This window comes from Alloalcanivorax sp. C16-2 (assembly GCF_046507615.1).
Taxonomy (GTDB): Bacteria; Pseudomonadota; Gammaproteobacteria; order Pseudomonadales; family Alcanivoracaceae; genus Alloalcanivorax; species Alloalcanivorax marinus_A.
On the sequence record NZ_JBKFTL010000002.1, the window covers coordinates 365,871 to 388,981 of the forward strand.

A 23,111-nucleotide genomic window follows, 5' to 3' on the forward strand; every position below is an offset into this window, starting at 1 on the left:
GCGCCGGCCGCTTGAATTCATTAACATCTTAATGTACAAAATCCAGCAAAGAACAAACAGGAGTTCCCATGCGCCACGCTCTCGTGGAAATCAACGGCGACCCGGTCGCCGTCACGGTCGACGACGATGGCCTGCGTCGCGCCAACGGCGACCTGGTCGGCACCGACCGCCTGCGCTGGCTGCCGCCGGTGTCCGGCACCGTGTTCGGCATCGCTCTCAATGACCGGGCCTTGCTGGAGTCCCACCTGGACAGCTTCAACCATCCCCCCTACGAAAAGCCGCCGACAAGACCGGTGCTGTTCATCAAGACTCCGAACACCCGTAACGGACATCAACGGGCAGTGTCGCGGCCCGCCGGAGAGCGTCTGCAACCGGGCCCATCCCTGGGCGTGGTGATCGGTAAAAGCGCCAGCCGCGTCCGCGAAGCGGATGCCCTGGATTACGTGGCCGGCTACACCGTGGTCAACGAGTTCAGCCTGCCCGAAGACAGCTACTACCGGCCAGCGGTGAAGGCCAAATGCCGGGACGGCTTCTGCCCGCTGGGCCCCTGGGTAACCAGCGCCGACGAAGTGGGCGACCCGGCTGGCCTGGCCGTGCGGCTGTCCGTTAACGGCGAACTCAAACAGGAAGGCAATACCGCCAATTTCGTGCGCCCGGTGGCGCGCCTGATCGCCGAGCTCAGCGAATTCATGACCCTGCACGAAGGCGACGTGCTGATCGCCGGCGTGCCGGCGGGCCGTGTGGACGTCCAGCCCGGCGACGAAGTGGCGGTGGAAATCGACCGGGTCGGCACTCTGGTGTCGTTCGTGACGGAAGAAGGCGCCCCCCGGGAAGGAGACCGCTCATGAAACACGCTCGCATCCGGCATAACGGCGAAGTGCTCGACGTCACCGTCAACGACGACGGCGATATCCTGCTGGCCGACGGCACGCCGCTCGATGCCGGCCAGGTGACCTGGCTGCCGCCGGCCACCGGCACCATGTTCGCTCTGGGCCTCAACTACGCCGACCACGCCGCCGAACTGAGCTTCAAATCGGCACCCAAGGAACCCCTGGTGTTCGTCAAGGCGCCCAACGCCTACACCGGCCACGACGGTTACAGCTGGCGCCCGGACAACGTGGATTACATGCACTACGAGTGCGAGCTGGTGGCGGTGATCGGCAAGACCGCGCGTAACGTCAGCCGCGCCGACGCCCTGGAGTACGTGGCCGGCTACACCCTGTGCAACGACTACGCCATCCGCGACTACCTGGAAAATTACTACCGGCCCAACCTGCGCGTGAAAAACCGTGACAGCACCACCCCGGTGGGCCCCTGGATCATCGACAGGAGCCAGGTTCCGGAGCCCAACAACCTGACCCTGCGCACCTACATCAACGGCGAACTGAAACAGGAAGGCAGCACCGCCGACATGATTTTCGACGTGCCCTTCCTGATCGAATACCTGTCCGGCTTCATGACCCTGCAGCCCGGCGACATGATCGCCACCGGCACGCCCAAGGGCATGGCGGACGTGCAACCCGGCGACGTGGTGGACGTGGAGATCGAGGGCATTGGTCGGCTGCGCAACACCATGCTCAGCGAAAGTGAATTCTTCAAGAACGCGAAGGAGCAGTCATCGTGATCAAGCATTGGATTAACGGCCGGGAAGTGGAAAGCCCGGAAACGTTCGACAACATCAACCCGGCCACCGGCGAAGTGATCGGCCCGGTGGCCAGCGGCACCGAGAAGGAAGTAAACGAAGCGGTGGCCGCCGCCAAGGCCGCCTTTCCCGGCTGGGCCAACACCCCGGCCAAGGAACGGGCCCGGCTGATGCGCCGCCTCGGCGAGCTGATCGACGAAAACGTGCCACGCCTGGCGGAACTGGAGACCCTGGATACCGGCCTGCCGATCCACCAGACCAGGAACGTGCTGATCCCCCGCGCCTCGCACAACTTCAACTTTTTCGCCGAAGTCTGCACGCGCATGAACGGCCACACCTACCCGGTGGATGACCAGATGCTCAACTACACCCTGCACCAGCCGGTGGGAGTGTGCGCATTGGTGTCGCCGTGGAACGTGCCGTTCATGACCGCCACCTGGAAGACCGCCCCCTGCCTGGCGCTGGGCAACACCGCCGTGCTCAAGATGTCCGAGCTGTCGCCGATGACCGCCGCCGAGCTGGGCAAGCTGACCAAGGAGGCGGGCATCCCGGACGGCGTGTTCAACGTGATTCAGGGTTACGGGTCCACCGCCGGCGACGCCCTGGTGCGCCACCCGGACGTGCGCGCCGTGTCCTTCACCGGCGGCACCGCCACCGGCCGCAAGATCGTTCAGAACGGCGGCATGAAGAAATACTCCATGGAACTGGGCGGCAAGTCGCCGGTGCTGGTGTTCGAGGACGCGGATCTGGATCGCGCCCTGGACGCCGCCCTGTTCACCATCTTCTCGCTGAACGGCGAGCGCTGCACCGCCGGTAGCCGCATCTTCATTCAGGAAAGCGTCTACGACGAGTTCGTGAAGAAGTTCGCCGAACGGGCCAAAAAACTGAAGGTGGGCGATCCGGAAAACCCGGACACGCAGGTGGGCTCCATGATCACCCGGCAGCACTACGAAAAAGTCACCGGCTACATCCGCATCGGCATCGAGGAAGGCGCCAAACTGGTGGCCGGTGGCCTGGAGCGTCCCGAGGGTTTGCCCGACCGGGTCGCCAACGGCCAGTTCATCCAGCCCACGGTGTTCGCCGACGTGGACAACAAAATGCGCATTTGCCAGGAGGAAATCTTCGGCCCGGTGGTGTGCCTGGGCAAGTTCACCGACGAGGTCCACGCCCTGGAACTGGCCAACGACGTGCAGTACGGCCTGGCCTCCTACGTCTGGACCGAGAACCTGGCCAAGGCCCACCGGGTGGCGCGCGGCATCGAGGCGGGCATGGTGTTCATCAACAGCCAGAACGTGCGCGACCTGCGCCAGCCGTTCGGTGGCATCAAGCAATCCGGCACCGGCCGCGAGGGCGGTGAATACAGTTTCGAGGTGTTCACCGAGGTGAAGAACGTCTGCGTCGCCATGGGCCACCATCACATTCCGCGCTGGGGCGTCTGACCCCGGCACGGCGATAAGGAGAAAAACAATGGGAGAGGTCGTTCTCGCCGCCAAGATCTGCCACGTGCCGTCCATGTATCTGTCCGAACTGCCGGGGCCCCATCAGGGGTGCCGGCAGGCGGCCATCGACGGCCACAAGGAAATCGGCCGCCGCGCCCGCGAGCTGGGCGCCGACACCGCCCTGGTGTTCGACGTGCACTGGCTGGTCAACAGCGGCTACCACATCAATTGCGGTGAACGGTTCGAGGGCATCTACACCAGCAACGAGCTGCCCCACTTTATCAAGGACATGCACTACCAGTACGACGGCGCCCCGGACCTGGGCGAACTCATCGCCGAGCAGGCCAACGCCGCCGACGTGCGCACCCGGGCTCACAATATTCCCAGCCTGCACCTGGAGTACGGCACCCTGGTGCCGATGCGCTACATGCACATGGACGTGCCCCGGGAACAGCATTTGAAGGTGGTGTCGGTGGCGTCCTGGTGCGCCTGGCACCGGCTGGAGGACAGCTTCACCTTCGGCGCCGCCGTGCGCCGCGCCATCGAGGCCAGCGACCGCAAGGTGGCGGTGCTGGCGTCCGGCTCCCTGTCGCACCGCTTCTCCGACGACCGGTTGGCCGACCAGAACCTGCACAAATGGAGCCGCGAGTTCGACCGGCAGATGGATCTGCGCGTGGTGGAGCTGTGGAAGCAGGGCCGCTTCAAGGAATTCTGCGCCATGCTGCCGGACTACGCCGAACACTGTTACGGCGAGGGCGGCATGCACGACACCGCCATGCTGCTGGGGCTGCTTGGCGGCGAGGACTACGACCGGCCGGTGGAAGTGCTCACCGATCTGTACGCCAGCTCCGGCACCGGGCAGATCAATGCCGTCTTTCCGCTGCCCTGGTGAACCCTTCGCGGCCCATCGCGGCTAAAGCGGAACGCCACGATCATCATTAAGGAGAACTCTCATGCCCCATTTCATCGCCGAATACAGCGCCAACCTGGAAGGCGAAACCGACTTCCCCGCCCTGTTCGAAACCGTGCACCGGGTGCTCGGTGAGTCCGGTGTATTCCCGCTGGGCGGCATCCGCAGCCGCGCCATCCGCCACGATACCTACCGCATCGCCGACGGCGAGCACGACTACGCCTTCGTCCATATGAGCCTGAAAGTGGGCAGTGGCCGCGACCTGGAAACCCGCAAAGCGGTCGCCGAAACCCTGTTCGAGGCGATCAAGGCCCACTTCGCGCCGCTGCAGGAAAAACGCCTGCTGGCGGTGTCCTTCGAGATGACCGAGCTGGACCCGGATCTCAACTTCAAACACAACAACATCCACGCCTTTCTCAAGGGGGAGCGCTGATGCTCGACGATGCTTTCATCCGCCAGGCCGCGCAACGGCTCGACGACGCCGAGCGGCAACGCACGCAGGTCCGCCAGTTCTCCCTGGACCAGCCGGACATCACCATCGAGGACGCCTACGCCATCCAGCGCGCCTGGGTGGAAAAGAAAATCGCCGATGGCCGTAAGCTGATCGGCCACAAGATCGGCCTCACGTCACGGGCCATGCAGGTATCGTCGAACATCAGCGAGCCGGATTACGGCGCCCTGCTCGATGACATGCTGTTCGACGAGGGCACCGACATTCCCATCGATCGCTTTATCGTGCCACGCCTGGAAGTGGAGCTGGCGTTCATCCTCGGCAAGCCGCTCAAGGGACCGAACTGCACCATCTTCGATGTGTTCGACGCCACCGAGTACGTGATTCCGGCGCTGGAAATCATTGATGCGCGCATCCAGCAGGTGGACGAGGAAAGCGGCGTCACCCGCAAGGTGTTCGACACCATCTCCGACAACGCCGCCAACGCCGGCGTGGTGATGGGCGGCCGCCCGATCCGGCCCATGGACCTGGACCTGCGCCGGGTTTCCGCGATCCTCTACCGCAACGGCGTGATCGAGGAATCCGGCGTCGCCGCCGCCGTGCTCAACCACCCGGCCAAGGGCGTGGCCTGGCTGGCCAACCGCCTGGCACCCTACGATGTGGGCCTGGAAGCGGGCCAGCTGATCCTGGGCGGTTCCTTCACCCGGCCGGTGGCGGTACGCCCCGGCGACACCTTCCACGTGGATTACGACGACCTGGGCGCCATCGCCTGCCGGTTCGTCTAAGGACAGACAGATGGAGATGCCCGTCAACACTTTCAAACAGGCGCTCGCCCGGGGTCGCCCGCAAATCGGCCTGTGGCTGGGGCTGTGCGACGCCTATTGCGCGGAGCTGGCCGCCAACGCCGGCTTCGACTGGCTGCTGATGGACGGCGAGCACGCGCCCAACGACCTGCGCACCCTGCTGGCGCAACTCCAGGCGGTGGCGCCCTACCCGGCCCAGCCGGTACTGCGCCCGCCGGTGGGCGACACCGCCTTGATCAAGCAGTACCTGGACATCGGCGCCCAGACCCTGCTGGTGCCCATGGTGGACAGCGCCGACCAGGCCCGCGGGCTGGTGCGTGCCATGCGCTACCCGCCGGGCGGCGTGCGCGGCGTGGGCAGCGCCCTGGCCCGGGCATCGCGCTGGAACAGCGTGCCCGGCTACCTGGACCAGGCCGATGATCAGATGTGCCTGCTGGTGCAGATCGAGAGCTCCGAGGCCCTGAACAACCTGGACGAGATCGCCGCCGTGGACGGCGTGGACGGGGTCTTCATCGGGCCGGCGGACCTGAGCGCCTCCCTGGGGCACCGGGGCAACCCGGCGCACCCGGATGTGCAGGCCGCCATCGAGGACGCCATCGCCCGTATACGCCGGGCCGGCAAGGCCGCCGGCATTCTCAACGCCAACCGGGACCTGGCAAGGCGCTACCTGGAACTGGGCTGCCTGTTCGTGGCGGTGGGCGTGGACACCAGCCTGCTGATGGGCGCCCTCAAGGGCCTGGCCGCCGAATTCAAGGGCGATGCCGCCCCGGCCCCCGCCGGCCCCTCCGTTTACTGACCGGCGCCCGACGTCATCAAGGAATCGCCATGACCGACTCTCCCCTGGCCCTGGCCGACACCGGCCTGCTGCGCGACCAGGCCTGTATCGACGGCCAATGGCTCGACGCCGACGGCGGCGCCCGCTTCCCGGTGCGCGACCCGGCGGACCAGAGCCTGATCATCGAGGTGGCGGACGCCGGCGCCACGGACACCGACCGCGCCATCGACGCCGCCGCCCGCGCTCTGCCCGCCTGGCGCCAACGGCCCGCCAAGGAACGTTCGCGGCTGCTGCGCCGCTGGTTCGATCTGATGGTCGAGCACAAGGAAGACCTGGCCCGGCTGCTGAGCCGCGAACAGGGCAAGCCGCTGGCGGAAAGCCGGGGCGAGATCGACTACGCCGCCAGCTTCATCGAATGGTTCGCCGAGGAAGCCAAGCGCGTCAACGGCGAGTTGCTGGCCGGCGACCGACCCGGGCGGCGACTGGTCACCCTGAAACAGCCGGTGGGCGTGGTGGCGGCCATCACCCCCTGGAATTTCCCCTGTGCCATGGTCACCCGCAAGGCCGGCCCGGCCCTGGCGGCGGGCTGCACCCTGGTGCTCAAGCCGGACCCGGAAACGCCGCTGTCGGCGCTGGCCCTGGCCGAGCTGGCGCGGCGCGCCGGCCTGCCCGCCGGGGTGTTCAATGTGGTGCCGGGGCGTGACGCCGCCGCCATCGGCGCCCGCCTCACCGGCGACCGGCGGGTGCGCAAGCTGTCGTTCACCGGTTCCACGGCGGTGGGCAAACTGCTCATGGCGCAATGCGCCGACACGGTGAAAAAACTGAGCCTGGAACTGGGCGGCAACGCGCCCTTCATCGTGTTCGACGACGCCAACCTGGACGCCGCCGTGGACGGCGCCCTGGCGTCGAAATTCCGCAACAGCGGCCAGACCTGCGTGTGCACCAACCGCTTTCTGGTGCAGGACGGCATCCACGATGCTTTCTGCGAAAAGCTGGCGCGGGCGGTGGCCGCGCTCAAGGTGGGCCCGGCCAGCGACGCCCACGCGCAACAGGGCCCGCTGATCCACGCCGGCGCGCTCACCAAGGTGCGCGGCCATGTGGACGACGCCATTCAGGGCGGCGCCCGGCTGCTGTGCGGCGGCGGCCCCCACGAACTGGGCGGCGGCTTTTTCCAGCCCACGGTGATCAGCGAAGTGACGCCGGCCATGCGCGTGGCCCGGGAGGAAACCTTCGGCCCCCTGGCGCCGGTGTTCCGTTTCCACGACGAAGCGGAAGCCGTGGCCCTGGCCAACGACACCCCTTCGGGCCTGGCGGCCTATCTTTACAGCGGCGATCCGGGGCGTGCCTGGCGGGTGGCGGAGGCGCTGGAATATGGCATGGTCGGCGTCAACGAAGGTATCATCTCGACCGAACTGGCCCCCTTCGGCGGCATCAAGGAATCCGGGTTGGGCCGCGAAGGCTCGCGCCACGGTATCGATGATTATCTGGAATTGAAGTATCTGTGCGTGGCGGACCCGTGAGCCGCCGCGCCGTACCCAAGGAGCATTCCGTACGCATGGCCAAACCCACGCCTTCTTTGACCGTGGCCCTGCTTCAGGCCCGCGAGGCCGCCATGGGCTTTTTCCGCCCGCTGCTCAACGAGCACGGCCTCACCGAACAGCAATGGCGCGTGATCCGCATTCTCAAGGAAGTGCCCGAGCACCAGCTGGAAAGCCGGGAACTGGCGGAGATCGCCTGCATTCTGCGGCCCAGCCTCACCGGCGTGCTGGTGCGCCTGGAGAAAACCGGCTACGTGAAACGCTGGAAGCCGGCCAACGATCAACGCCGCCTGTGCGTGTCGCTCACCGAGCAAGGCCATCGGCTGTTCGACGCCATGAGCGACGATATGCACAGGCAGTATCGTCGCATCAAGCGCCAGCTCGGCGCCGACAACTACAAAACCCTGATGGGCCTGCTCGACCAGCTGCAACGCGTGGAGCCCTAGCGGCTCCTGGTGACCGCCTTGCGCTTGGCGCGCAAGCGCAGGTTGAGCATCTCGACGCCGAAGCTGAACGCCATGGCGAAGTAGATGTAGCCCTTGGGAATGTGGAATTCCAGGCCGTCGGCGATCAGCGCCGTGCCCACCAGCACCAGGAACGACAGCGCCAGCATCTTCAGGGTCGGGTGCTCGGTGATGAAGCGGCCGATGGCGTTGGCGAACACCATCATGAAGCCCACCGCGATGATCACCGCGATCACCATCACTTCCAGGTGGTTGGCCATGCCCACGGCGGTGATCACCGAGTCCAGCGAGAACACCATGTCCAGCACCGCGATCTGAATCAGGATCACCATGAACGAGGCGCCGGCCTTCGCCTTGGCGAGCTGCGGCGCCTCGCCGGCGTCCTCGATGGAATGGTGAATCTCCAGCACCGACTTGGCGAGCAGGAACAGCCCGCCCAGGATCAGCACCAGATCGCGCCCGGAGATGCCCTGCCCGAGCACGGTGAACAAATCGGCGGTGAGTTTGGTGAGCCAGGCCAGGGACGCCAGCAACAACAGCCGCATCACCATGGCCATGGACAGGCCGATAAGGCGCGCCTTGGGGCGCTGCTTCTCCGGCAGCCGGTCCACCAGAATCGACAGAAAGATGATGTTGTCGATGCCCAGCACGATCTCGAGCGCGGTCAGGGTGGCCAGGGCGATCCACGCCTCCGGCGAAGTGATCCATTCCAGCATGGCTTACTCCAATAGCGACCCGGCGAGCCGGGCGGCGACATCACGGTCCAGGTAGGCCAGCCGCACCCGGCGCTTGGCCAGGCCGCCACCGGCGGTGTCGATTTCCAACTCGGTCATGCGGTAGCGCCGGTCGAACGGATTGCGGGCCAGGCGCACGGTCTGAATACGATTGCGCGGCACCACCGCCAGCCGGCGCCACAGCCAGCCCCGGTGGAACAGCAGCAGGTCCGGGGTCAGCGCCCAGCGGGTATAGCGGGCGTAAAGATGGCCGTGCAACAGGGCCACCGGCAGGCCGGCGGGCAGCACCGCCAGCCCCGGCCAGCCCCACCACCACAGCGCCGGCGGCAGGCTCAGCAGCGCCCAGCACCACAGCCACAGGCGGGTGAGGCGCCGGCGGGTGCGCGAGGAAAGGGGCCGCCAGTCCGGGGCGGCGCGATCCAGGCCCGGCAGCGCCCGGTCGATCAGGCCACTCACCTGATCCGGCCGGCAGATCGGCGCCAGCGGCCGGGCGCCGCCGCTCTGGCCCGGCTCCGCGGCGCCGCCGGCCAGATCCACCTGCAGCATCACGCGCCGGAACAGGCGGTGCAGCGGCGTGGCCAGCTGGTGCACCACCTGGATGCGGGGCACCCGCAGGGTCACCGTGCGACGGGTGAACAGGCCATGGCGGGCCCGCAGGTCATCGCCGTCCCGATCCAGGGTGTAATCGTGGTACTGCACCAGGGCGGTGATCACCGACAGCAGCTTGGCGACCACCAGCACGCCGACCAGGGTAGCCAGCACCAGAAAAATCTTCAGCGCCAGGCCGAGCTGATTCACGTAGGCCACCCCGGCATCGCGCAGCGCGGGGCCAAACAGCCGCTCCAGGGTCTCCACCCCGGCCACCTGGAACAGCGAACCGATCACCGCCCCCAGCCAGAACAGATTACGGTTGTCGATCAGCCCCATGAGGATCAGTTCACTGACCGGCAGCCGCAGCAGCGGCGAGGCAACCGCGTCAGCGGACGGATCATCTTCGTGCTCCTGGCGCTCCTCGTCACCCAGGGCCCGGCGGCGGGCGAACACCGCCTCGCTCAATGCCCGGGCGCCGGCCACCGACAACACCCGGATGGTGGCCTCCGCGCCACCGCCGCTGGAAGTCTCCACCTTGACGTCGGCCACGCCCAGCAAGCGGTGCAATATGGTGCGCTCGGTATCGATGTTCTCAATGCGCCGGTAGTCGATCTGGCGCAGGTTGCGGAACACCAGCCCCTCGCGGATCAGCAGCCCGTCCGGGCCGTAATCGTAGCGATACACCCACTGGTGCCAGAGCCCGGCCAGAGGGCCGAGCAACAGCAGCGGCACCAGCATCCACAAGGCGCCCCCCCACTCGGCGCCCAGGGCGGCGGCGATGCCCAGGGGGATCAAGGCACCCAGCCCACCGACCAGGTGGAACACCCAGCTCAGCGGATGCAGGCGCTGTTCCGGCACCGGGTGGCCATTCTCATACCGCATCGCCATCGCCCTCGCGGAGCAGCCTTTCACGCAGCGCCAGGGCGGTGTCGTGCTCCAGGCCCGGCAAGGTGGTCACGGTGAAACGGCTACCGGCGGTGTACAAACGCAGGGTGGCCACGCCGAAGATACGCTGCAGCGGCCCCTGGCTGACATCGGAATGCTGCACCCGCACCCGGGGCACGGTAATGCGGTGGCGCCACAGCAGCCCCCGCTCCACGCTCAGGCCCCGTTCATCCAGACAATACCGCAGGCGCCGGTACCAGGCCTCCGGCAACCACCAGCCCAGCGCCGCCAGCACCAACAGCGCCACCAGCCAGGCGATCAACGCCGCCATGGCCAGGGCGCCGCCGGCCAGCAGCGGCGCGAACAACGCCGCCAGCGCCAGCAACGCCACGGCGATCGCGACCAGCGACTGCACTCGCCATACCGCCACGGTGCCCGGATGCACGGCCTCGAACCGCATCGTGTTTCCCCCTTGTTCCACAAAAGCCCCATTACAACGGATTCCTCAATCCCCGGCCAACTGTTCCTTGCGCAGCTCTTCCATGAGGTCACGCAGGCGCCGCCGCTGGCGCCGGCTGGCCAGGCGTTTGCTGTCCCAGGTGTCCGGCACCAGCAGATGGCCCCGCTTGGTTTCGTGGATCAGGAAGCGCCGCTCCACGCCGATCGGCAGATCGTCGGAACCGTAGATCGCCACCACCTGGATGGTCAGGGCCCGGGCCCGCACGATGCGCTCGTCGCCGTCACCCGCTTCCAGGGACACGCCCCGGGCCCGGCAGACCCGCTCGATGACATCCCCGAAAGCGCCGATATGCAGGAATTCGCCGGGCGCCAACGGCCCCTGCCGGGTGCTGTCGCGTAATGAATCCGGGGCCGTGCCGTGACGCTGCTGGCGGTCTTCGTCGCCCTGCTCGTAATCCTGTTCCAACTCGGTGACGTCGGCGCGCAACACTCCCCGGTCGGTTTCCAGCCGCGCCACGATGTGCTCCACGAACACCGATTCCGCGCTCATGTTGCTGATCAGGCACAGGGCGTTGACGCTGCGATGCTTGCCCCGGTTGATGACGATGCGCGGCCGCCGCTGGCGGCGGTAGCTCTGGTACAGCAACTGAGCATAGACCAGCCAGATCAGCAGGGTGCCGAAGCTGATCATCACGCTCAGTACTTTCTGGTGTTGTGAAATCCAGTCGAACATGGGTTCCCTCCTCGCTGTTTGCGCGCAGCCTAACGCGGCTCACCGGGCCACTTTGCGAAAAGGTGTAAAACCGCGCCGTCCAGGCAGGTCGCCGGCGGGCGCCGCCAGGCCAGGGCGGACCTGGCCGCGGCATCGACCGGGACCATCGCGGCGATAGGCGCGACGGCCCGCCGGGCTGGTTCATGTGCCCGCCATAAGGGCGTACTATCATGGAGTTACAACCCCCCAAGCGAACGACTCGCCAACTAAGGAGGTGCGCAGTGACACGGATTGGCCAGGACACCCTGAACAGCGCCAAGACCCTGGACGTCGGCGGCAAGACCTATCATTACTTCGATCTTAACGCCGTCGCCGACAAGGGCTGGGGTGATCTCAGCAAGCTTCCCTTTACCCTCAAGGTTCTTCTCGAAAACCTGCTCCGCCACGAAGACGGCGACACCGTCACCGCCGAGGATATCGAGGCGCTGGTGCGATGGCCCGAGAAGCGCGCCTCCGACCGGGAGATCAACTACCGCCCGGCCCGCGTGCTGATGCAGGACTTCACCGGCGTGCCCGGCGTGGTGGATCTGGCGGCCATGCGCGACGCCATCGCCAAGGCCGGCGGCGACCCGGAGCGGATCAATCCGCTGGCGCCGGTGGATCTGGTCATCGACCACTCGGTGATGGTGGACAAGTTCGGCAACCCGCAGGCGTTCGAGCAGAACGTGGAGAAGGAATACGAGCGTAACAAGGAGCGCTATCAGTTCCTGCGCTGGGGTCAGAAAGCCTTCAATAACTTCCGCGTGGTGCCACCGGGCACCGGCATCTGCCACCAGGTGAACCTGGAGTACCTGGGCCGCGGTGTGTGGTCCAGCGACACCGACGACGGCAAGACCTTCGCCTACCCCGACACCCTGGTGGGCACCGACTCCCACACCACCATGATCAACGGCCTGGGCGTGCTCGGCTGGGGCGTGGGCGGCATCGAGGCGGAAGCGGCCATGCTCGGCCAGCCTGTGGCGATGCTGATCCCCGAAGTAGTGGGCTTCAAGATGACCGGCAAGCTGCGCGAGGGCGTCACCGCCACCGACCTGGTGCTTACCGTCACCGAAATGCTCCGCCAGCGCGGCGTGGTCGGCAAGTTCGTGGAATTCTTCGGCGAGGGCCTGGCGGATCTGAGCCTGGCGGACCGCGCCACCATGGGCAACATGTCACCGGAATTCGGCTCCACCTGCGCCTTCTTCCCCATCGACGAACGCACCATCGAATACCTGGAACTCACCGGTCGGCCCAAGCAGGACATCGCGCTGGTGGAAGCCTACTGTAAACAGCAGGGGCTGTGGCGCTACAACGACAGCCCGGAGCCGGCTTTCAGCGACACCCTGGAGCTGGACCTGGGCGAGGTGGTTCCCAGCCTGGCCGGCCCCAAACGGCCCCAGGACCGGGTGCCGCTCACCGGCATCAAGCAGACCATTACCGACATCATCACCGAGCAGCTGGACAAGGACGACAGCGAAATCGCCAAGCTTGAGGGCGAAGGCGGCCAGACCGCCGTGGGCAACCACGAACCGAGCTCCGGCGTGGAGGTGACCATGGACGGCCAGACCTTCCATCTCGACCATGGCGACGTGGTGATCGCCGCCATCACCTCCTGCACCAACACCTCCAACCCCAGCGTCATGCTGGCCGCCGGCCTGGTGGCCAAAAAGGCGGTGGAGAAGGGACTGACCCGCAAACCCTGGGTAAAAACCTCCCTGGCACCGGGCTCCAAGGTGGTCACCGACTACCTGGCCAAGGCCGGTCTGCAGGAGTACCTGGACCAGATCGGCTATGACCTGGTGGGCTACGGCTGTACCACCTGCATCGGCAATTCCGGGCCGCTGCCCGACGAAATCGACAAGGCCATCGCCGAGGGCGACCTCACCGTGGCCTCGGTGCTGTCCGGCAACCGTAACTTCGAGGGCCGGATTCACCAGAGCGTGCGTACCAACTGGCTGGCCTCGCCGCCGCTGGTGGTGGCCTTCGCCCTGGCCGGCACCGTGCGCATCAACATGGACAAGGACCCGATCGGCCGCGACAAGGACGGCAACGAGGTCTATCTGAAGGATCTGTGGCCCTCCAGCAAGGAAATCCAGGATGCCATGGTGGCGGTGAACACGGAGATGTTCAGTAAAGAATACGCCAGTGTGTTCGACGGCGACGAGACCTGGAAAAGCCTGCCGATTCCGGAATCCAAAACCTACGAATGGAATTCGAAATCCACCTACATCCAGAACCCACCGTTCTTCGATGGCCTCACCGAGGAAGTGGACGACGTGGAACCGGTGAAGAGCGCTCGCATCCTGGCGATGCTGGGCGATTCCATTACCACCGACCACATCTCCCCGGCCGGCGCCATCAAGGCGGACAGCCCCGCCGGGCATTACCTGCAGGGCCACGACGTGGAGCCCATCGACTTCAACTCCTACGGCTCCCGGCGCGGCAACCACGAGGTGATGATGCGCGGCACCTTCGCCAATATCCGCATTCGCAACGAAATGACGCCGGACATCGAGGGCGGCTACACCAAGCACCTGCCCGGCGGCGAGGAAATGCCCATCTACGGCGCCGCCATGCGCTACCAGAAAGACGGCATCCCCACCGTGGTGGTGGCCGGCAAGGAATACGGCACCGGCTCGAGCCGCGACTGGGCCGCCAAGGGCACCCGCCTGCTGGGAGTGCGTGCGGTGATCGCCGAGAGCTACGAGCGCATTCACCGCTCCAACCTGATCGGCATGGGCGTGCTGCCGCTGCAGTTCCCCGAGGGCACCACCCGCAAAACCCTGAACCTGGACGGTAGCGAGGAAGTGGACATCCCCAACCTGGGCAACGACCTCAAACCCGGCCAGGAAATCGAGGTAGTGTTCCGCAAGGAAGGCGGCAAGGAAGAGCGGGTGAACTGCATCAGCCGGCTGGACACCGGTGCCGAGGTCACCTACTTCAAGAACGGTGGCATCCTTCACTATGTGCTGCGGCAGATGATGGAGGGCTGATCCCTCTTCTCACCCCACCCGCAACGACAAGGGGCGCTCCGGCGCCCCTTTTTTCATGGTTCATCGCGCTTTGGCGGAAAACCCGCGAAAGCGCTATCCGGGGCCCATACAGCTCCGCTTCCTTTAAGCGCCAGAGCCGCGCGAGACAAGCCACCCCGCCCGATCCACCTTTGCGCAAGCCGCATAAATCTTGCCGTCTTGGCGAATTTGTTTGGTGATTTCCCCGACTTTTAAGGACCCTTCAAAACGGGAGCCGGATTCGCTCTGCCTTTATATAAAGAGCGAAAACCCTCTTTCCAGGGAGTGCTCTGCATTAATGACCCTGATTTCCAGTATTGCGTTAAAGCAACAAAAAAGGACAAGGACGGAAGTCGGAATCATGAATCAGCCCATGAAAAGAGCACCCCGCGTGCACTCCTTTTTGTACATCTATCGTAATCACACCGGCGAGTTCTGGTGGTGCGCGGTCCCCTGGCTGGACGGCCACGGCCGCCGCCGGCAACGGCGCCGCTCCTTCCGCGACCGCCGCTACGGCAGCAAGGCGGCGGCCCTGGAGCAGGCCCGCCAATGGCGCGACCAAGCCATCCAGGACCCGGCGGTACGCGCCGCCATGGGCGACCGTCGCCCGTTGATGCTGTACGCCAGCGACGACCAGGACGACCCGGCGGAAAATACCCGCAATCCCTTCGGCCTGGTGGGCGTCACCGTGACCTTCCGCGACAAGCCCCTCGGCGGCAACTTCTCGGTAACCGCCAACCGGGGCCGCAAGCGATGGTTTTCGATTCGCCGCTACGGCGGCTTCGGCGCCTTCAAACGCGCGGTGATTCAGCGCTGCCAATGGGTCGGCGCGCCGGTGCCCGACGACCAGGAATTGCGCCAACGCTACCAGCATTGGGCGAACCGCAACCGCCATGTCCTGCGCCGTTACGGACTCGACCCCTGAGCCGCCCCCTCCAGTAGCAGCGTCTCCAGCGCCCGCTCCCCCTCCCCCGGCGAGCGCCGCCGGTGACGCAGAAGATACAGCGGCCGGCGCAGCTCCGCGCCGGCCCCTGGCACCCGCGCCAAACGACCGTCTTCGAGAGCCCGGGCGGCGGCGATCAGGCTCACGTAGCCCACCCCCGCGCCGGCCAGCAACGCCTGGCGCACCGCCTCCCCGGCCCCCAGTTGCAGCAGGCGCTCGGCGGGCGGAAACGCCTCGCCCAGGCGCGCCTCGATCACCGCCCGGGTTCCCGAGCCCGGTTCGCGCATGACCCAGGGCCAGGATGCCGGATCCGGCCCCAGGACCGCCGCCAGCGACGGAGCCGCCACCCGCACCAGGGTGTCATCCCGCCAGCGCCGTACCGCCAGCAGGCGATGGGACACCGGCCCCTCCACCAGCGCCAGTTCGGTTTCCAGGGCCAGCAGGCGGGCCACGGCGGTGCGTGTGTTGACCACGTCCAGCCGCACCCGGGCCGCCGGGTGGCGGGCCCGGAAATCGGCCAGCAAGGGAGGCAGATAGTAATTGCCCAGTGTATGGGTGGCCGATAGCTCCACTTCCAACTCCGGCGTTTCGAACAGACGCTCACAGCGAGCCGCCTGCTCCAGCAGGGCACGGGCTTCCGGTCGCAGGCGCCGCCCCGCCGCGTTCAGGTGCAGCCCCCGCCCGACCCGGTCGAACAGGCGCTCGCCCAACCGATCCTCAAGCTGGGCCAGTGCCTGGCTTACCGCCGGCTGGGTCAGGGCAACCTGGCGGGCGGCGGCGGCGACGCTGCCGCTATCGGCCACGGCGAGAAACAGGCGCCACTGGCGCAAGGTGGTGTCATTCATAAGTTTATTTTAGTTATATCTTTATATTTATTAAATATATTTAAGCCGATCACATTGCCATAGTGGCTTCGAATCCATCACGGAGCCCGACCATGCTGACCCAGGCCCTTCCCCGTCGCCCCGACTGGCCGTTCGTTGCGTTGATCCTGGCCTGCGGGATGGCCGGGATGGGCCTGGCGGCCACGCCCCTGGCCCACGCCTGGGGGCTGGGAGCACTGGCCCTGGCGCTGCTGGTCGGCCTGCTGGTGGCGCAGCCCCTGCCGGCACCGTGGCGTGAACGGGCCATTCCGGCCCTGGCCCTGTTCAAGGGCCCGGTGCTGAAAACCGCCATCGTGCTTTACGGGCTGCGCATTCCGCTGGACGCGGTGGCCCGGCTCGGCCCCGGAGTGTTGCTGCTGGACGCGCTGCAGATCCTGGCCAGCCTGCTGCTGGCCGCCTGGCTGGGGCCACTGCTGTTCCGCATGCCACGCAACGCCGCCCTGCTGATCGGTGTCGGCAACGGCATCTGTGGGGCCGCCGCGGTGCTGGCCGCCGAGCCGATACTGCGTGGCCGTGACCGGGACGGCGCCATGGCGGTGGCGGCGGTGGTGGTGTTCGGCACCCTCAACATGCTGTTGCTGCCGGTGATGTTCCATCACTGGCCCGGGTTGTTCGGCGACCCCGCCGACTATGCCCTGTTCACCGGTGCCACCGTGCAGGAGGTGGCCCAGGTGCTGGTGGCGGCCCAGGCCATGTCGCCGGCGCTGCTGGACACCGCCCTGCTGGTGAAGATGGCCCGGGTGATGATGCTGGCGCCGGTACTGATGGGCCTGGCGCTGATGCTACGCGGCGGCGCTGCCGGCGCCACCGCCCGCCGGGTTCCGGTGCCGCCGTTCGCCCTGCTGTTCGCGCTGGCCATGGTGGTCAACGGCTTGATCGGGCTGCCGGACGCCCTGCGCCCGGCCCTGGCCAGCCTGGACAATCTCCTGCTCACCCTGGCCATGGCCGGGCTGGGACTGAGCACCCACCTGAGCCTGCTGCGCCAGGCGGGCTGGCGCCCGCTGGCCCTGGGTGCCCTGCTGTGGGCCATGCTGCTGGCCGTGGCCGGCGCCGCCCTGAGCACCGGCCTGGTCTAACGCCGACGACGGGCGGCACTGTCCGGGCACCGAACCTCTGCTAGACTCGACGTTTTAGCCCTGGGGGAAGTCTTCCATGCGTTTGCTCTGGCCATTGCTGCTGATCGCCCTGGCCGCGCCCGCCCTGGGCGCTGAATCCCGGGACGAGGGAGCCACCCGGGCGGCGGCGGAGGAAGCCGGCGACGCCGCCCGCCGCGAGCAGGCGGAACTGCGCGACCGCGCCGAGGCCCTGCGCGAACAGCAGGCCACCACCGACGCCCTGCTGGAAAAACAGGAGGCTTACCTGAAAGCCCTGGAACGCCAGGTGGAGGCCCTGAAACAACAGCGGCGGGACGGCGCCTCATGATCCGCGCCCTGTGGCGGTGGCTTACCGGCGCCACCGCGCCGACCGAGCCAACCCCGGCGAGCCGGGCCGCCGAGCCGGCCAGCGCGCCGGCGCCCGCCGATGCCCCCGATGTCGACGATGCCGACGATTCACCCGACGCGCCGGCGGCCCTGCCCGGACTGCCCTTCCTGATCCGCCCCTTCGAGCCCGCCGACGGTCCCGCTCTGGTGGCGGTGTTTCAGGCCGCCGTGCACACCACCGCCGCCGACCACTACGACGCCAACCAACGGGCCGCCTGGGCCGCCGGCGCCGACACCCCCGGTTTCCAGGAAGCGCTCGCGGACGGTCTGACCATGGTGGCGGAATGGGATGGCCGGCCCGCCGCCTTCGCGCAATTGGTGGAACGGCGCGTCACCTTCGTCTACGTGCATCCGGAAGCAGCCCGCCTGGGCATCGCCACCCTGCTCTATCATCATCTGGAGGACGAAGCCCGGATACGGGGGCTCGACGAATTGGTGACCGAGGCGAGCCTGGTGGCACGGGATTTCTTCACCTTCCTCGGGTTCGAGGTGGACGGCGAGGAGAGCGTGCAACGGCGCGGCGTCTCTCTGCCCCGCTGGCGCATGCGCAAGCGCCTGGCCTGAAACTTCGCCGGCCTCCCGCGCGACTCCGCATGTTGCGGGGGGCGGTTGGATCACGCGGTAGGAGCGAAAACGCGATGAACAAAAAAAACCGCCCGGGGGAGGGCGGTATAAGGGGTAAGAATCAGCGCTATGAGTTCTTACACGAGAGGAAATCTCAGAGTTTCACGGTCAGCTTCGCGACCTGCTCACCCTGGTAACGGGCCAGGGACAATTCCTTGGCACTGGGCTGACGGCTGCCGTCCGGCCCGGCCAGGGTACCCGCCCCGTAGGGCGAGGCACCGTGGGTTTCGCTAATATCGTTCTGCTCCTGGCCCGGGTCCGCGTAACCCAGCGGCACCAGGATGAAGCCGTGGTGAGCCAGGGTCAGCCAGGTGGAAATAATGGTGGTTTCCTTGCCGCCGCCGGTGCCGGTGGAAGTAAATACGCTGGCCACCTTGCCGGCCAGAGCCCCCTGGGCCCACAGACCGCCGGTCTGATCCCAAAAGGTGCGCATCTGACCGCTCATGTTGCCAAAACGGGTGGGCGTACCGACGATCACGGCGTCGTAATCCTTGAGTTCCTGCGGACTGGCTTCCGGAGCGTTCTGGTCGGTCTTGCCGCCGGCCGCCTTGAACGCGTCCTCGGGCATGGTTTCCGGCACCCGCTTGATGGTCACTTCCACGCCGTCCACGCCACGGGCGCCCTCGGCCACGGCGTCCGCCAGTGACTCGATGTGTCCGTACATGGAGTAATACAGCACCAGAATCCGTTTCATCGCTCTAAGCCTCGTCCATTTCCGAAAGAGATTAGAACTGTACAGATAAAGCTGGTGTGAAGGGACGAGGGTGAGAAGAACGGATTGATCGGATTTTTTTATAGATCCGCCCGCACCAGCCCGGGATCGCCCTCGGCGAACAGATGGCGCAGGGCGGCGTTCTGTACACGCCGACCATGACGTTGCTGCCAGCGACGCGCCCCCGGCAGGTAACGCAGTAGCGTATGCCCGACGAAACGCGGCACCAGGGTGGCGAGCGGAAACCAGGGGCCAACGTTGTCCGGCAGGCCGAGCTGACGCATTTTCTCCCGGTTCAGGAAATAGCGGGTGACGCTCAAGTGCCTCCAGTAGGCCCAGCGCCGGCGCGCCCCGGCCCAGCGCGGGAACGATTGCGACAACGGCTCCCGGGACAGAGCCCGGCCCAGTTCCTGGCTGGTCCAGTCCGGACGGCTCTGGGTCATCATGGCATGGTGCAACAACACGATGCCATCCCGCTCCCGCTCCACCAGCCAGCGTTCGTCCACGCCCATCAGCCAGCCGGCGTATTTCCACAGGTGCATGACCGCCCGGGATTCCCGCGCCGTCACCGGAATCCCCATCTTACGCAGCCCGCCCAGCATCACCACGCAGAAGCCCAGATAGGTGGCGGCCATATCCACCTGGTTGAGCGGCAGGCCCCAACGGGCATGCTCCCACTCGTCGCGACGATCCAGGTTACGCCGCACCAGCCCATGCACCATGCGCACATGCAGCGTGCCCCGATACCCTTCCCCACCGGCCAACAGGCCGCCCTCCTCGGTGCAATCGATCCACCATTTTCCAGTCTCCGCCACCCGCCGGGCGGTGCCCTGGCTGAGCGCGCCGGTGAGCACCAGGGACTGGTTGAAGCCGGACAGCAAATAGCCGCCCATCAGCGCCAGATCACGCAGCACGTAAGGCGCGGCCATGCCGGTGGATTGAATGAAACGGGCACCTTCGTCCACCAGGGCCGGGTCCAGCCAGGACGGTGCCGCCACCCGGTCCATGAACGCCTTCAACGGGGCCGGACAATCCGGCACCGCCTCCACGCCCTCGCGCACCGCCGTTTCGAACAGGGGGCGCGCCCGGGCCGGGCCATACTCGTACATCCATTCGATCAGGGCATCCATGGCCGGGTCGCCCACCCACAGATCGTCCAGCGCGGTCTGGTATTCCTCGCGGCTGGGCGCCAGTTCCCGGCCCAGCAGACGGCGCAGCCAGGCCGGAGTCGGCGTGGCGGTCTTTTCGAACGGCCGCGCCCGGGTCGGGGCGGATACTGACACGGAACAGGTGGTCGAGGGGGCCGGTGCGTTCATGGGGCTCTCCTGGTGGCTTTGGCCTGGTGGCTTTGGCGGGCACTTGCTCATGATCGCACCTTAATGCGAATATCTATTCGCGTTCAATTCGCGTTTTGAGGCTCCATGCGTAAACAGCCACGGCAAAAACGTTCCCGGGAAATGGTGAAAGCCCTGGTGGAAGCCACCGGTCAGTGCATCCAGCGCCACGGCCTGGATGACACCACCACGGCGCGTATCGCCGAACAGGCCGGCGTCAGCGTCGGTTCGCTGTACCAGTACTTCGGCGACAAGGACGCCTTGATCGCGGCACTGCTGGACCGCCTTGCCGAGGACATCGCCGCCGGCCTGCGGCGGCTGCCGCTGATGGCGGTCACCGACCTGGGCGAGATGGTGCACCGCTCGATCCGCTTCGGCTTCTCGGTGCTGCGCTCCCGGGACGGGCTCTATCTGGAGCTGGTGCGCAACTGGCATCGGCTGCCCACCAACCGGGTGGTGGACCTGCTGCAGCAGCATTTCATGGAACTGTCGCGGCTGTATTTTCTGCGCCACTATCGGGATTATCCAATCGAGAACCTGGAGGTGCGCGTGTTCATCGTCACCAACAGCGTGCTGTTCACCATGGTGCGCCACGTCAGCCAGGGCGATCTGATCGATGAAGAAGAGCTGGCCCGGGAACTGACGCGCATGGTGGCCGGGTACCTGGGACAACCCCCGCAAGGTGACCCGCCGTGAGCCCGGATCTGGCGCTTACCTACTGCCGCATGATCGCCGACACCCTGGAGACCAATGACGCCGGGCGGATCATTCTGCTCGAAGGCACCGGCATCAACGCGGCCACTCTGGAGCAAGGCGAGGGTTTCATCGACTGGCCCGGTGCACGCCGGCTGATCGCCAATGCCCTGGCCCTGTCGCCACGGCCGGACCTGGCCCTGCGCACCGGCCTGCGCGCCCTGCCCGCCATGCATGGCCCCATGGGCATGGCGGCCATGGCCAGCGCCACCTTGCGCGACGCCATGGTGCTGTTCGCGCGCTTTAACAACACCCGCACCCGGGTGTTCAGCACTCATCTGGAAGAAGACCGGGAGGCCATTACCCTGCGGCTGGATTTCATCGAGCCCCAGGACTACGCGGTGCGCTTTCTCACCGAATCGGCGCTGGCCTCCGCCTTTGCCTGCCATATCGTGCTGCGTGGCCGCCCCATCGAGGACGGCGCCGTGCATTTCAACTATCCGCCGCCGGAGCACGCCGTCCTGTATCGGGAAGCGTTCGCCGGCATCCGGGTGCAATTCGACGCCCCCCGCGTGGCGTTGACCTTGCCTGCTCACTACGGTGACGAGCCGGTGCCCAGCCACGACCGGGATTTGCTGTGGATGGCGGTGCGCCAGTGCGAGGCCCGCCAGGAAGCACTGCGCCGGCACGGCTCGTTCAGCGACCAGGTGCTGGCGCGGCTACGCGCCGAACCGGAACCGGACCTGGTGGCGGTGGCCGGGACGCTGCACGTCAGCCCGCGCACTCTGATCCGCCGGCTCAAGGCCGAGGGCACCCGTTTCCAGGCCCTGCGCGACCGCACCCGGGCGCAACGGGCCGCCGAACTGCTGGGCCTGCCCCACTACACCGTGGCGGCGGTGGCCCGGGAGTTGGGTTATACCGATGTGGCCAGTTTCCGACGCGCCTTCCGGCGCTGGTATGGCACCCACCCCAGCGACTTCCGCCGTTCCTGAACCCGCGCTGTCACTTTTTATCCCCCTGTTGGCAATTTCCGTGTCTGCCCGTCGTCGCCTTCCTGGTAAACACTGTGTGCACGTAACGAGGCGGAGACCCGTGATGCACAGCGACGCGACCGACACCCTGGAAAAACAACGGCTGGCCCGGCTGCGGCTGTCCCCCACCCTGGCCTGGCCCACGGTGGCGATTCTGATCGGCAGCGTGGCCACCATCGCCGCCAGTTGGGTGCTGACCATGAACCATCTCTGGCCGCTGTGGGTGGGCATGGTGGTCAACGGCGTGGCCGGCTACGCCTTGTTCACCCCGGCCCATGAGGCGATTCACCGCTGCGCCGCGCGCAGCCCGAAAATGAACGACTTCCTGCTGGCGGCGGCCACCTTCGTGGCGGTGCCCTTCGGCCGGGGCCGGTTATTCCGGCTGCTGCACATGCGCCATCACCGCTTCGCCAACGAGGAGAATGACCCGGACCACTGGATGGCCCGCAGCCTCTGGACCATGCCGCTGTGGGGCCTGTGGCCCTACTTCTACGTGATCTTTTTCCTGCGTGATCCAAACCGGGTGCCGGGCCTGAAGGTGTCCGAGGTGGTCCGTGAAATGCTGGTGGCCGGCGCCATCATCGCCGCGCTCTGGGTATGGGCGCCGTTCTATATGCTCACGCTGTGGCTGATCCCCACTTACCTGGCGTTCTTTCTCATGTGTCTGGTATTCATGGTGCTGCCCCACTACCCGCACACCGGCCGCCAGGACCAGGACCCGAACCGCACCGCCCTGATGCGCATGGGCCAGGAATGGTGGCTCACGCCGGTGCTGATGTATCAGAACTACCACCTGATGCATCACCTGTACCCGACCATTCCGTTCTACCGCTACGGCAAGGCCTGGAAGGCGCGGGAAGCGCACCACCGGGCGCACTCCGGCGCCATGATCGTCGGCCCCTTCGACCTGGGCCCGCGTACCCGACCGCGGGCATGACTGGTACAGTGGTCGGATT

The 23,111-nt window shown here is 66.6% G+C and carries 24 protein-coding genes; 17 read left to right on the forward strand and 7 right to left on the reverse strand.

Annotated elements, in window-relative coordinates; genetic code table 11:
- Window positions 1–68 precede the first annotated feature (68 nt).
- The 9 genes from ACLD02_RS11885 (at window position 69) to hpaR (ending at window position 8,004) form a co-directional block, all read left to right on the forward strand.
- Complete coding sequence (locus ACLD02_RS11885) at window positions 69–848, forward strand: fumarylacetoacetate hydrolase family protein (protein ID WP_410298787.1); 780 nt, start codon at window positions 69–71, stop codon at window positions 846–848.
- Entirely contained in the window at window positions 845–1,624 is a 780-nt protein-coding gene (locus ACLD02_RS11890) for a fumarylacetoacetate hydrolase family protein (RefSeq protein WP_203105043.1), read from the forward strand. The genes ACLD02_RS11885 and ACLD02_RS11890 overlap by 4 nt, the downstream gene beginning before the upstream one ends.
- The gene (gene hpaE, locus ACLD02_RS11895; RefSeq protein WP_410298788.1) at window positions 1,621–3,081 is read left to right on the forward strand and encodes a 5-carboxymethyl-2-hydroxymuconate semialdehyde dehydrogenase; all 1,461 of its coding nucleotides are present in this window, start codon (window positions 1,621–1,623) and stop codon (window positions 3,079–3,081) included. Before ACLD02_RS11890 ends, hpaE begins: the two co-directional genes overlap by 4 nt.
- 28 nt (window positions 3,082–3,109) lie before the next feature.
- Entirely contained in the window at window positions 3,110–3,973 is an 864-nt protein-coding gene (hpaD, locus tag ACLD02_RS11900) for a 3,4-dihydroxyphenylacetate 2,3-dioxygenase (protein WP_203105045.1), read from the forward strand.
- A 61-nt stretch (window positions 3,974–4,034) separates the two neighbouring features.
- Window positions 4,035–4,424 (forward strand): 5-carboxymethyl-2-hydroxymuconate Delta-isomerase, encoded by a 390-nt coding sequence (locus ACLD02_RS11905; protein ID WP_410298789.1) that lies wholly within the window; start codon window positions 4,035–4,037, stop codon window positions 4,422–4,424.
- Window positions 4,424–5,227 (forward strand): 2-oxo-hept-4-ene-1,7-dioate hydratase, encoded by an 804-nt coding sequence (gene hpaH, locus ACLD02_RS11910; protein WP_410298790.1) that lies wholly within the window; start codon window positions 4,424–4,426, stop codon window positions 5,225–5,227. The genes ACLD02_RS11905 and hpaH overlap by 1 nt, the downstream gene beginning before the upstream one ends.
- 10 nt (window positions 5,228–5,237) lie before the next feature.
- The gene (gene hpaI, locus ACLD02_RS11915; RefSeq protein WP_410298791.1) at window positions 5,238–6,041 is read left to right on the forward strand and encodes a 4-hydroxy-2-oxoheptanedioate aldolase; all 804 of its coding nucleotides are present in this window, start codon (window positions 5,238–5,240) and stop codon (window positions 6,039–6,041) included.
- 29 nt (window positions 6,042–6,070) lie between these two features.
- Window positions 6,071–7,540, forward strand: a complete 1,470-nt coding sequence (locus ACLD02_RS11920) for an NAD-dependent succinate-semialdehyde dehydrogenase (protein ID WP_410298792.1) — start codon at window positions 6,071–6,073, stop codon at window positions 7,538–7,540.
- A gap of 35 nt (window positions 7,541–7,575) precedes the next feature.
- Window positions 7,576–8,004 (forward strand): homoprotocatechuate degradation operon regulator HpaR, encoded by a 429-nt coding sequence (gene hpaR, locus ACLD02_RS11925; RefSeq protein ID WP_410298793.1) that lies wholly within the window; start codon window positions 7,576–7,578, stop codon window positions 8,002–8,004.
- Here hpaR and ACLD02_RS11930 read toward each other — a convergent pair.
- The 4 genes from ACLD02_RS11930 to ACLD02_RS11945 are packed head-to-tail and all read right to left on the reverse strand — an operon-like array spanning window position 8,001 to window position 11,424.
- The gene (locus tag ACLD02_RS11930) at window positions 8,001–8,738 is read right to left on the reverse strand and encodes a TerC family protein (protein WP_410298794.1); all 738 of its coding nucleotides are present in this window, start codon (window positions 8,736–8,738) and stop codon (window positions 8,001–8,003) included. The two genes, hpaR and ACLD02_RS11930, sit on opposite strands and share 4 nt — an antisense overlap.
- Before the next feature lie 3 nt (window positions 8,739–8,741).
- Complete coding sequence (locus tag ACLD02_RS11935; RefSeq protein WP_203105051.1) at window positions 8,742–10,229, reverse strand: PH domain-containing protein; 1,488 nt, start codon at window positions 10,227–10,229, stop codon at window positions 8,742–8,744.
- Window positions 10,219–10,692: a PH domain-containing protein gene (locus ACLD02_RS11940; RefSeq protein WP_410298795.1), complete on the reverse strand. Its 474-nt coding sequence runs from the start codon at window positions 10,690–10,692 to the stop codon at window positions 10,219–10,221. The genes ACLD02_RS11935 and ACLD02_RS11940 overlap by 11 nt, the downstream gene beginning before the upstream one ends.
- A gap of 45 nt (window positions 10,693–10,737) precedes the next feature.
- Window positions 10,738–11,424, reverse strand: coding sequence for a hypothetical protein (locus ACLD02_RS11945; protein ID WP_410298796.1), 687 nt, complete (start codon window positions 11,422–11,424; stop codon window positions 10,738–10,740).
- A 260-nt stretch (window positions 11,425–11,684) separates the two neighbouring features.
- Here ACLD02_RS11945 and acnA point away from each other — a divergent pair, with 260 nt between their 5' ends.
- Entirely contained in the window at window positions 11,685–14,435 is a 2,751-nt protein-coding gene (acnA, locus tag ACLD02_RS11950; protein ID WP_338015226.1) for an aconitate hydratase AcnA, read from the forward strand.
- A gap of 391 nt (window positions 14,436–14,826) precedes the next feature.
- Window positions 14,827–15,378 (forward strand): hypothetical protein, encoded by a 552-nt coding sequence (locus tag ACLD02_RS11955; RefSeq protein ID WP_203105055.1) that lies wholly within the window; start codon window positions 14,827–14,829, stop codon window positions 15,376–15,378.
- On the opposite strand, the gene ACLD02_RS11960 is transcribed toward ACLD02_RS11955, so the two are convergent.
- Window positions 15,360–16,241, reverse strand: coding sequence for a LysR substrate-binding domain-containing protein (locus tag ACLD02_RS11960; protein WP_203105056.1), 882 nt, complete (start codon window positions 16,239–16,241; stop codon window positions 15,360–15,362). The genes ACLD02_RS11955 and ACLD02_RS11960 overlap by 19 nt on opposite strands.
- A 92-nt stretch (window positions 16,242–16,333) precedes the next feature.
- Between ACLD02_RS11960 and ACLD02_RS11965 the strand changes: the two genes are divergently transcribed.
- From ACLD02_RS11965 to ACLD02_RS11975, 3 genes are all read left to right on the forward strand, one after another.
- Window positions 16,334–17,356, forward strand: a complete 1,023-nt coding sequence (locus tag ACLD02_RS11965; RefSeq protein ID WP_410298797.1) for a YeiH family protein — start codon at window positions 16,334–16,336, stop codon at window positions 17,354–17,356.
- Between the two features lie 76 nt (window positions 17,357–17,432).
- A complete protein-coding gene (locus tag ACLD02_RS11970) occupies window positions 17,433–17,702 on the forward strand; it encodes a hypothetical protein (RefSeq protein ID WP_203105058.1) in 270 nt (89 codons plus the stop codon).
- On the forward strand, window positions 17,699–18,325 hold the full coding sequence (locus tag ACLD02_RS11975; RefSeq protein WP_410298798.1) for a GNAT family N-acetyltransferase: 627 nt from the start codon (window positions 17,699–17,701) through the stop codon (window positions 18,323–18,325). Before ACLD02_RS11970 ends, ACLD02_RS11975 begins: the two co-directional genes overlap by 4 nt.
- 154 nt (window positions 18,326–18,479) lie before the next feature.
- Here the strand turns inward: ACLD02_RS11975 and wrbA are convergent, their stop codons facing one another.
- The gene (wrbA, locus tag ACLD02_RS11980; RefSeq protein ID WP_203105060.1) at window positions 18,480–19,079 is read right to left on the reverse strand and encodes an NAD(P)H:quinone oxidoreductase; all 600 of its coding nucleotides are present in this window, start codon (window positions 19,077–19,079) and stop codon (window positions 18,480–18,482) included.
- Window positions 19,080–19,177: 98 nt separating this feature from the next.
- Entirely contained in the window at window positions 19,178–20,413 is a 1,236-nt protein-coding gene (locus tag ACLD02_RS11985) for an oxygenase MpaB family protein (RefSeq protein WP_410298799.1), read from the reverse strand.
- 105 nt (window positions 20,414–20,518) lie between these two features.
- Between ACLD02_RS11985 and ACLD02_RS11990 the strand changes: the two genes are divergently transcribed.
- From ACLD02_RS11990 to ACLD02_RS12000, 3 genes are all read left to right on the forward strand, one after another.
- On the forward strand, window positions 20,519–21,127 hold the full coding sequence (locus ACLD02_RS11990; protein WP_203105062.1) for a TetR/AcrR family transcriptional regulator: 609 nt from the start codon (window positions 20,519–20,521) through the stop codon (window positions 21,125–21,127).
- The gene (locus tag ACLD02_RS11995; protein WP_410298800.1) at window positions 21,124–22,116 is read left to right on the forward strand and encodes an AraC family transcriptional regulator; all 993 of its coding nucleotides are present in this window, start codon (window positions 21,124–21,126) and stop codon (window positions 22,114–22,116) included. The genes ACLD02_RS11990 and ACLD02_RS11995 overlap by 4 nt, the downstream gene beginning before the upstream one ends.
- A 103-nt stretch (window positions 22,117–22,219) precedes the next feature.
- Window positions 22,220–23,092, forward strand: a complete 873-nt coding sequence (locus ACLD02_RS12000) for a fatty acid desaturase (RefSeq protein ID WP_410298801.1) — start codon at window positions 22,220–22,222, stop codon at window positions 23,090–23,092.
- Window positions 23,093–23,111 lie beyond the last annotated feature (19 nt).

Excerpts from the sequence above, each read along its gene's own strand:
- hpaH (WP_410298790.1), top strand. The coding sequence starts at position 4,424 with ATGCTCGACGATGCTTTCATCCGCCAGGCCGCGCAACGGCTCGACGAC.
- hpaI (WP_410298791.1), top strand. The coding sequence starts at position 5,238 with ATGGAGATGCCCGTCAACACTTTCAAACAGGCGCTCGCCCGGGGTCGC.
- hpaR (WP_410298793.1), top strand. The coding sequence starts at position 7,576 with ATGGCCAAACCCACGCCTTCTTTGACCGTGGCCCTGCTTCAGGCCCGC.
- ACLD02_RS11930 (WP_410298794.1), bottom strand. The coding sequence starts at position 8,738 with ATGCTGGAATGGATCACTTCGCCGGAGGCGTGGATCGCCCTGGCCACC.
- ACLD02_RS12000 (WP_410298801.1), top strand. The coding sequence starts at position 22,220 with ATGCACAGCGACGCGACCGACACCCTGGAAAAACAACGGCTGGCCCGG.
- ACLD02_RS11955 (WP_203105055.1), top strand. The coding sequence starts at position 14,827 with ATGAAAAGAGCACCCCGCGTGCACTCCTTTTTGTACATCTATCGTAAT.
- ACLD02_RS11935 (WP_203105051.1), bottom strand. The coding sequence starts at position 10,229 with ATGCGGTATGAGAATGGCCACCCGGTGCCGGAACAGCGCCTGCATCCG.
- ACLD02_RS11960 (WP_203105056.1), bottom strand. The coding sequence starts at position 16,241 with ATGAATGACACCACCTTGCGCCAGTGGCGCCTGTTTCTCGCCGTGGCC.
- ACLD02_RS11975 (WP_410298798.1), top strand. The coding sequence starts at position 17,699 with ATGATCCGCGCCCTGTGGCGGTGGCTTACCGGCGCCACCGCGCCGACC.
- ACLD02_RS11940 (WP_410298795.1), bottom strand. The coding sequence starts at position 10,692 with ATGCGGTTCGAGGCCGTGCATCCGGGCACCGTGGCGGTATGGCGAGTG.
- ACLD02_RS11920 (WP_410298792.1), top strand. The coding sequence starts at position 6,071 with ATGACCGACTCTCCCCTGGCCCTGGCCGACACCGGCCTGCTGCGCGAC.
- hpaD (WP_203105045.1), top strand. The coding sequence starts at position 3,110 with ATGGGAGAGGTCGTTCTCGCCGCCAAGATCTGCCACGTGCCGTCCATG.
- wrbA (WP_203105060.1), bottom strand. The coding sequence starts at position 19,079 with ATGAAACGGATTCTGGTGCTGTATTACTCCATGTACGGACACATCGAG.
- ACLD02_RS11985 (WP_410298799.1), bottom strand. The coding sequence starts at position 20,413 with ATGAACGCACCGGCCCCCTCGACCACCTGTTCCGTGTCAGTATCCGCC.
- ACLD02_RS11970 (WP_203105058.1), top strand. The coding sequence starts at position 17,433 with ATGCGTTTGCTCTGGCCATTGCTGCTGATCGCCCTGGCCGCGCCCGCC.
- ACLD02_RS11885 (WP_410298787.1), top strand. The coding sequence starts at position 69 with ATGCGCCACGCTCTCGTGGAAATCAACGGCGACCCGGTCGCCGTCACG.
- ACLD02_RS11890 (WP_203105043.1), top strand. The coding sequence starts at position 845 with ATGAAACACGCTCGCATCCGGCATAACGGCGAAGTGCTCGACGTCACC.
- ACLD02_RS11905 (WP_410298789.1), top strand. The coding sequence starts at position 4,035 with ATGCCCCATTTCATCGCCGAATACAGCGCCAACCTGGAAGGCGAAACC.
- ACLD02_RS11990 (WP_203105062.1), top strand. The coding sequence starts at position 20,519 with ATGCGTAAACAGCCACGGCAAAAACGTTCCCGGGAAATGGTGAAAGCC.
- ACLD02_RS11945 (WP_410298796.1), bottom strand. The coding sequence starts at position 11,424 with ATGTTCGACTGGATTTCACAACACCAGAAAGTACTGAGCGTGATGATC.
- ACLD02_RS11965 (WP_410298797.1), top strand. The coding sequence starts at position 16,334 with ATGCTGACCCAGGCCCTTCCCCGTCGCCCCGACTGGCCGTTCGTTGCG.